The organism is Brevibacterium samyangense (assembly GCF_039529845.1).
In the GTDB taxonomy this organism is placed as follows: Bacteria; Actinomycetota; Actinomycetes; order Actinomycetales; family Brevibacteriaceae; genus Brevibacterium; species Brevibacterium samyangense.
Genome location: NZ_BAAANO010000051.1, coordinates 1 through 7,065 on the forward strand (window position 1 = coordinate 1; position 7,065 = coordinate 7,065).

The 7,065-nt window shown below is 58.6% G+C and carries 4 protein-coding genes; all 4 read left to right on the forward strand.

Annotation, left to right across the window (positions count from 1 at the left end; genetic code table 11):
* Positions 1-75: 75 nt before the first annotated feature.
* The 4 genes from cysN to ABD172_RS15260 all read left to right on the forward strand — a co-directional run bounded on the left by cysN (position 76) and on the right by ABD172_RS15260 (position 6,811).
* Positions 76-1,383, forward strand: coding sequence for a sulfate adenylyltransferase subunit CysN (gene cysN, locus ABD172_RS15245; RefSeq protein ID WP_344311067.1), 1,308 nt, complete (start codon positions 76-78; stop codon positions 1,381-1,383).
* Between the two features lie 126 nt (positions 1,384-1,509).
* A complete protein-coding gene (locus tag ABD172_RS15250; protein ID WP_344311069.1) occupies positions 1,510-4,545 on the forward strand; it encodes a hypothetical protein in 3,036 nt (1,011 codons plus the stop codon).
* Complete coding sequence (locus ABD172_RS15255) at positions 4,542-5,630, forward strand: hypothetical protein (RefSeq protein ID WP_344311070.1); 1,089 nt, start codon at positions 4,542-4,544, stop codon at positions 5,628-5,630. Before ABD172_RS15250 ends, ABD172_RS15255 begins: the two co-directional genes overlap by 4 nt.
* Positions 5,630-6,811: a polysaccharide pyruvyl transferase family protein gene (locus ABD172_RS15260; protein WP_344311072.1), complete on the forward strand. Its 1,182-nt coding sequence runs from the start codon at positions 5,630-5,632 to the stop codon at positions 6,809-6,811. The genes ABD172_RS15255 and ABD172_RS15260 overlap by 1 nt, the downstream gene beginning before the upstream one ends.
* Positions 6,812-7,065 lie beyond the last annotated feature (254 nt).

Sequence of the window (7,065 nt, forward strand, 5' to 3'; positions counted from 1 at the left end):
GCGCGGGGCCACCCGAGGCGACGACAAGGTCAGCGAGGCCGCCATGGAGGACCGCAAGAAGGAAGGGTACTTCTGATGAGCACCGAAACCACCACCGCGCCCGAGGCTCACGTCCGCGAGCTCGACATGCTGCGCTTCGCGACGGCAGGTTCCGTCGACGACGGCAAGTCGACCCTGATCGGTCGCCTGCTCTTCGATTCGAAGTCGATCTTCCAGGACCAGCTGGACTCCGTGGAGAAGGTCTCGACCGAACGCGGCAACGACTACACCGACCTCTCGCTCCTCACCGATGGACTCCGGTCCGAGCGGGAGCAGGGCATCACGATCGACGTGGCATACCGCTACTTCGCGACCCCGCGCCGCAAGTTCATCATCGCGGACACCCCGGGGCACATCCAGTACACCCGCAACATGGTGACCGGGGCCTCGACCGCGGACGTCGCACTCATCCTCATCGACGCACGTAAGGGCGTCCTCGAGCAGTCGCGCCGACACGCGTTCCTCGCGTCGCTCCTCGGCGTTCCGCACATCGTGGTGTGCGTGAACAAAATGGACCTCGTCGACTATTCGGAAGAGGTCTTCGAGGACATCCGCGCCGAGTTCTCCGATTTCGCGGCAAAGCTCCGGGTGAAGGACATGTCCTTCATCCCGGTGTCCGCGCTCGTTGGCGACAACGTCGTGGAACGTTCGGAGAATCTCTCGTGGTTCAAGGGCTCGACGCTCCTCAACCACCTCGAGACCATCCACGTGGCGTCCGACCGCAACCTCGTCGACGTGCGTTTCCCGGTCCAGTACGTGATCCGCCCGCAGCAGAACGACGCGCGTGATTACCGCGGGTACGCGGGAACCGTGGCTTCCGGCATCCTCAAGCCGGGTGACGAGGTCATGGCGCTGCCGTCGGGGCTCACCACGAAGATCGCGTCGATCGACACGGCTGACGGCCCGGTCGACGAGGCTTTCCCGCCCATGTCGGTGACCGTGCGCCTCGAGGACGAGATCGACATCAGCCGTGGCGACATGCTGTGCCGTCCGCAGAACGCGCCGACGCCCACGCAGAACGTCGACGCGCTCATCTGCTGGATGGACGAGAGCACTCCGTTCGTGCCGGGCAAGAAGTACGCGATCAAGCACACGACCCGCTGGGCACGTGCTGTGGCGAAGGACCTCACGTACGAGATCGACGTGAACACCCTTCACCGGAACCGCGAGGCCACGAGCCTCGAGCTCAATCAGATCGGCCGTGTCCAGCTCCGTGTGACGCAGCCCCTGTTCGCCGATGCCTACCAGGACAACCCGCTCACGGGCGCGTTCATCCTCGTGGACGAAGCGACGAACAAGACGGTGGCCGCCGGCATGATCGGACAGCTCCCGCACGAGGTGTGACCGTCGGGCCCACAGGCCTGTCTGTTCGACTCTCGCGATGGCGGTCCGGACCTCTGCAGGAGAATCGGACCGCCGTTGTTACCCCCTCGCATCCCAGCCGTACTCCGCACGAAGGATCAGAACCCCGTGGACGAACTGCAGTTCGACGTCGACTTCTACACCGACTGGTACCCCGCCCTTTCACATCTCAATGCAGAAGAACTTTCCGCCGAATGGCACGAGCGCGGGCGCGCGGCGGGCCGGTTCGGTACGTTCCAAGAGATGCTTCGGGCAAACGGATTGGACGAGGGCGATCTTCCGATCGACTTCGATTGGCGCACCTATCTGGAACTCAATGACAAGCTTCCGTCGACGTGGAACCGTTGGCAGGCCATGCGCCATTACCTCGAACACGGGATTCGGGAATCGCGTCCCTACAAGGTGAATCCGGTCGCTCGGCGGCGTGCCGAAGAGGTACGCGCCATCCTCGCACTCGATACCGAGTGGTATGCCGATGTCTACGGACTGGGCTCGAGCACGAACCCTTCAGAGCATTACGAGAAATTCGGACGGCCGAATCTGCTCGCCCCGAACCCGAGCTTCTCCCCTGTCGCGTACTGGTCGAAGAATCCCGACGTAGCCGAAGGCCGGATCGACCCCGTCGAGCATTTCTCGAAATCCGGATATCTGGAGAACCGCCCGACGGCGCCCGTGGATGTCGATCACGAACGCCGCCGGAGTTACTATCGCCCGTCCGCCCTCTCCGGAGCGCGCGACTTCTTCGCCTACGACGAAGATTTCTACTACCTTCAACGACCGGATATCGCGCGGGCGCGCAAAAAGGTCGTCGCATTCGACCACTACAACGGGAGCGGCGAGTCGGAGGGAACAAGGCCTTCTCGTTTCTTCGATCCCACGTTCTATTCGAAGAAGTATGCAGCCAGCTTGGAGGGCTGGACGAAGACCGCACTCGCTCATTTCCTGTCGGTAGGGCTCGTCAACGGGTTCATGCCGAGCGCGGAGGTGGCCGACGGCGCGCGCCGGGCCGGGGCGCGTTCTGCAGTCGAGTGGGTCGGCCACTGGACCGGCCGGACGACTTTCGCCCCCGTCTCCCGTGTGTCGCCGCCTCGTAAGAGCGCCACGTTCGAGTCCTCCCTGCCGGCGAATCCGGTGTCGGGCACTGCACGCCGCCGGGTGCTCAACTGGGTGATACCCGCGTTCTCGAAGGGCGGAGGCGGCCATACGACAATCTTCAGGTGTGCCCGTACCCTCTCACGTCTGGGTTGGAAGTCAGTGTTCTGGATCTTCGGTGATACGGATGCGGCAAAGATCGACGACCTCTACGCGCAGTTCATCGGGCACTTCCCGGTCTCTCCTGTCGAATTCCGTCGGGTGGGCGACGGTTTTCACGACGTCGAGGATGAGTTCCTCATCGCCTCGTCCTGGCCGACTGCGTACGAGGTGCAGAAAAACACCCGAAACAACGCTCGTCTCTACTTCGTCCAGGATCGCGAGAGCCAGTTCGATGCGGCCGGCACCAGAGCCATGCAGGCCGAGTGGACCTACCACATGGGGTTCGACTACGTCTGTGCGGGCCCGTGGCTCGAAGACATGGTCGCGGACACCGGCGGACTCCATACAAGCTTCGAGCTGTGCGCTGAACCGGCGTTCTCGCGGCAGGATCCTCCGCTTGCCGACCGCGATGTCCTTGCAGCGATCTACGTACGTGGGCATTCACCGCGTCGCGCAACGGACCTCATGGTCCGGGTCGCGAACGAACTCGCCGCATCCGGGATGGGCGAAGTCGTCATCTTCGGTGATGACAACCCCCCGTTCGAGGTGTCGCCTCAGGTGGTGAATGCCGGGGTACTTTCCCCGAACGAAATGGCGGAACTCTTCCACCGCACCCGGTTCGGTCTCGCGGCTTCAGCAACGAATTACTCGATCCTCCCAGTGGAGCTCGCAGCTTCCGGCACTGTCGTTGTTCAGCCGTACTCAGGTTCGACGCAGGACACCACCGATGCGCACGGCGCCTATTCCGTCCAGCCGGATGTGGACGCAGTCGTATCGTTCATCCTCGAGGCCGCGACCGACCTCGTACAGAACGATTTCGACGAGTTGCGACGGCCGTATATGGACTTCGCGCGTAGCATTTCCTGGGAACACGAGTTCGAGAAGGTCGCCTCCTGGCTCGAGGAGCACAAGCTCGCCGGCGATGCTCCGGTTGTGCCCCGAGAGAAGGTCGCCGTCGTCATTCCGACGTACTACCCGACCGAAAAGCTTCACCAGATTGTGGAGCGCGTGCATGCGCAGCGGACAAGCTTCGACGTTATTCTCCAAATCGTCGACACACGGAGGAACGGAGAAGTCTCCGGCGTCATTACCGAGATCGAAAAGGATCCTCGGAACCAAGTGCACCCGATCGACTCTTCGGACTTTCAGCACGGCGCTACGCGGACGTTCGGTGCCCGGCTTGTGCCGGAAGCGGATTACTACGCTTACCTCACCGATGACGCCACGCCGGCCAACGAATACTGGCTAGAATCCCTCGTCAGCCCCATGGCAATGCTGCCGGATTGCGCGTACACATTTGGTCGCCATCGCGCATACCCCGATCACCATCCCCTATACGATCAGGAACTCATCCAACACTTCAATGGATTTGAGAGCCTCGGCTTTTTAGCCAGCCGACGCATGTACCCCCAACGATTCGAACGTGAACCATGGTTCCGCGCAGCGCTCTCGTTCAACAGTGACAACAATGCCGGGTACCGCGGCGACGTCATGAAGAAGTATGGCTTCCCGGCTGTTCCCTTCGCAGAGGATCAGGCCTTCGCCCAACAACTCCTCGTCCTGGGATACTCGCGCGCGTTCGCGTCGTCCGCGGTTGTGAACCATTCCCACGATTACACCAAGACCCCGGAGATCGCGTACAAGCGAGGAACCGAGGAGGCGAACGCTCTGTACCAGAACTTCAAGCTCGTCCAGCACCGCACAGCTCGAGACGTCGTGAACGCAAAACGTGCGACTGAACAGATGACCGTCAACATGGCTGTCCGGCTCGGCCTCTCGGAGGAATCGATAGCGGAGTTCCTCACATCAAAATTCGCATATATTGACGGAGCTTACAAGGCTGGCCAAAAGTATCTTGAAACTCCAAAGAGCGGAAACCAAATCGCATGAAGAAACGACTCTTCATTCACCTCGGCACCGGCAAAACCGGAACAACGGCCATTCAACGGTTCCTCACCGAGAACGATGATTGGCTCGCAACAAATCATCGCATTCAATATGCAACAACAGAGCGACATAACTTCAACCATCACAACCTATGCACAAACTATCTGCGAGGCGAATCGGATAATAACTCAAGGGTCATACATGGCTTAAGAGACCTCCTGGAAGAGATCACGACCTCTGACTACGAGACCTTCGTCATCAGCAGCGAGTATTTCCCGGGAGTTACTCCAGAAGAAATAGCGCATGTGTACGCGCAAGAACTGCTGGACACCATCGAGCTCAATACCATTGTCTACTTTCGCCGCCAAGACGACTTTGCAGAATCCTGGCACGCCCAAATTGTAAAAGCGGGCTCCCCCGGCTGGAAAGGCGGGATACAGAATACGGTAGATCGCCTAACTCGAGACGGAATATTCGACTATTACGCTTTGGCCGAAGAATGGGCTCGCCACATCGGCAAGAATCATGTATTCGTCAAACCATACGAGCGAACACAGTTCGTCAACGGCGATATTATTGCGGATTTCCTTTCAATCCTGGGCGTTGACGACTTGAGTGGAAGCCGTCGCACCAAAGGCGACCCGAATCCCAGCCTGACCAGAGATCAAGTCCATATCCTTGAGTCATTCGTGGCGGCTGGCATTGATTCGCAAATCGATGGCGTTCTACGAAAGCCATTTGGCATCCCATCTGGATCCTCTAGTCACCTTCTTTCACCCGACGCGAGGGAAGAGATCCTAAAAACTGTCGACGATGGAAACTCAAGGCTCGCGCGCGAGTATCTCGGTCGACCGGACGGAATTCTCTTCAGAGATCCGTTGCCGAATGAAACAGACGCGGACTGGCAGGAATTGGAGTTTCCAGCTACCGGGTACCTTCTCCGCACCGTCCAACATATGATTGATCGCCGTTTTGTCCAGGTGCGTCGGCAGATCGAAGTGCTCGACAAAGAGGTCCAACGTCTAAAACAGTCCCCGAGCACCAGTTTTCTAGCAGACGATTCCACCGACGGGAACCCGGGTACATAATGAGAGTTGGGTTTGCGATATTCGATGCGGCTACGGGCCAGAGCTACGCAGGTCTTCCGGACCGCCTCGGCATTTCATATGAAGAGATCACGAGGGCAGTTACACCCAACTCTGGGAATCTCGCCTTCAAGTATGCTGCGGGCAAATTGGTGGGGCCTGAAGTTGTCTACTTTAATTTCAATGATGACCCTTTGGCCCTTCGCGATCAAGTAGATGCAGTCGTCCTCGCAGAGGCTAACCTTGTCAACCCTCAGGTCAACTACGCAAAGCCAGCACGATTCATAAAACAACTAGACCGTCCGGTATTCTTGTGCGGAGTCGGGGCGCAGGCCAACATCGAGACGGATCCTGAGCAGTTTCCTACTATACCGACTGGGACGCTTTCGTTCCTTCAAGAGGTTTCTTCCCGAACCGATGCCATTCTCGTTCGCGGTGAGTTTACGGAATCCGTGTTGAAGAGACTGGGGATTACGAACGTTCAGGCGGTCGGATGCCCGAGTCTGCTCATTAATTCCGACCGGAAACTCTGGGAGACCATCGGCACAAAAAATCGCCAAAATTCTCTCATGGAACGTCCTACCGTGACTGAAGGCGTATACCCGGCTGCAAAACGGACGCCCACTTCGGACAAAGCTGAACGCTTACTTTTTCAGCTTGTACGTTTTATGGACGCCGACTTCGTAGGGCAATCCCAGATTCTCATCCGCAAGATCGGCTTCGGGTACGCCGATGAAGTTCGCGACGAGGACCTCGGGAAGATTGCGCGGTATTTGGCGCCTGGCGCTAACCTCGCTGAAGTGAGGGCGACCCTTAGGTCTAACTCGCGCGCTTTCGCGCGGGTCGATGAATGGGTTAGCTACCTGAGGTCCCGCACCTCCGTCATCGGATCCCGGATTCACGGAAACATGATGGGCATTCAGGCTGGAATTCCTTCCATGCCCGTGGTTCACGACTCGCGCACTTTGGAACTGTGCGAAACGATGGGTATTCCATATACTACTATCCGTAAAGTTTCTTCCTTGGATTCAGTTGATAACATATCCTCAGTTTATGACGGCTTGTTCTCTGCAGATCTCAAGTCATTGGACAAGCGGAGGCTTGAGATAGCAGCGGTATACTCCAAGGTTTTGTCCTCGCTGGGCATCCAGCCGTCAAGCCATCTTTCTATCTTGGCCGACTGACGCTAGTCACTTAAATCAAACGCTCGTTGATTTTGATCCTTTGCAGGCGGGTGTCGCAGGAGCCCTTTCGCGGCATAGCACCATAGTACGGATCATCAACCTATAGATCCGCAGTTAGCTCCTGAGTTGGTTCATTTGCCTTAGTGCTCGACTCCCCGGCCCCGCAGGTCCTCGAGTACGCCCCGCACTTCATCGCTGAGCTGCGGGGCGTACACCTGTTCACGCCCGCCGACACTCATCACCACCGATCGCAA

Excerpts from the sequence above, each read along its gene's own strand:
- cysN (WP_344311067.1), top strand. The coding sequence starts at position 76 with ATGAGCACCGAAACCACCACCGCGCCCGAGGCTCACGTCCGCGAGCTC.
- ABD172_RS15255 (WP_344311070.1), top strand. The coding sequence starts at position 4,542 with ATGAAGAAACGACTCTTCATTCACCTCGGCACCGGCAAAACCGGAACA.
- ABD172_RS15260 (WP_344311072.1), top strand. The coding sequence starts at position 5,630 with ATGAGAGTTGGGTTTGCGATATTCGATGCGGCTACGGGCCAGAGCTAC.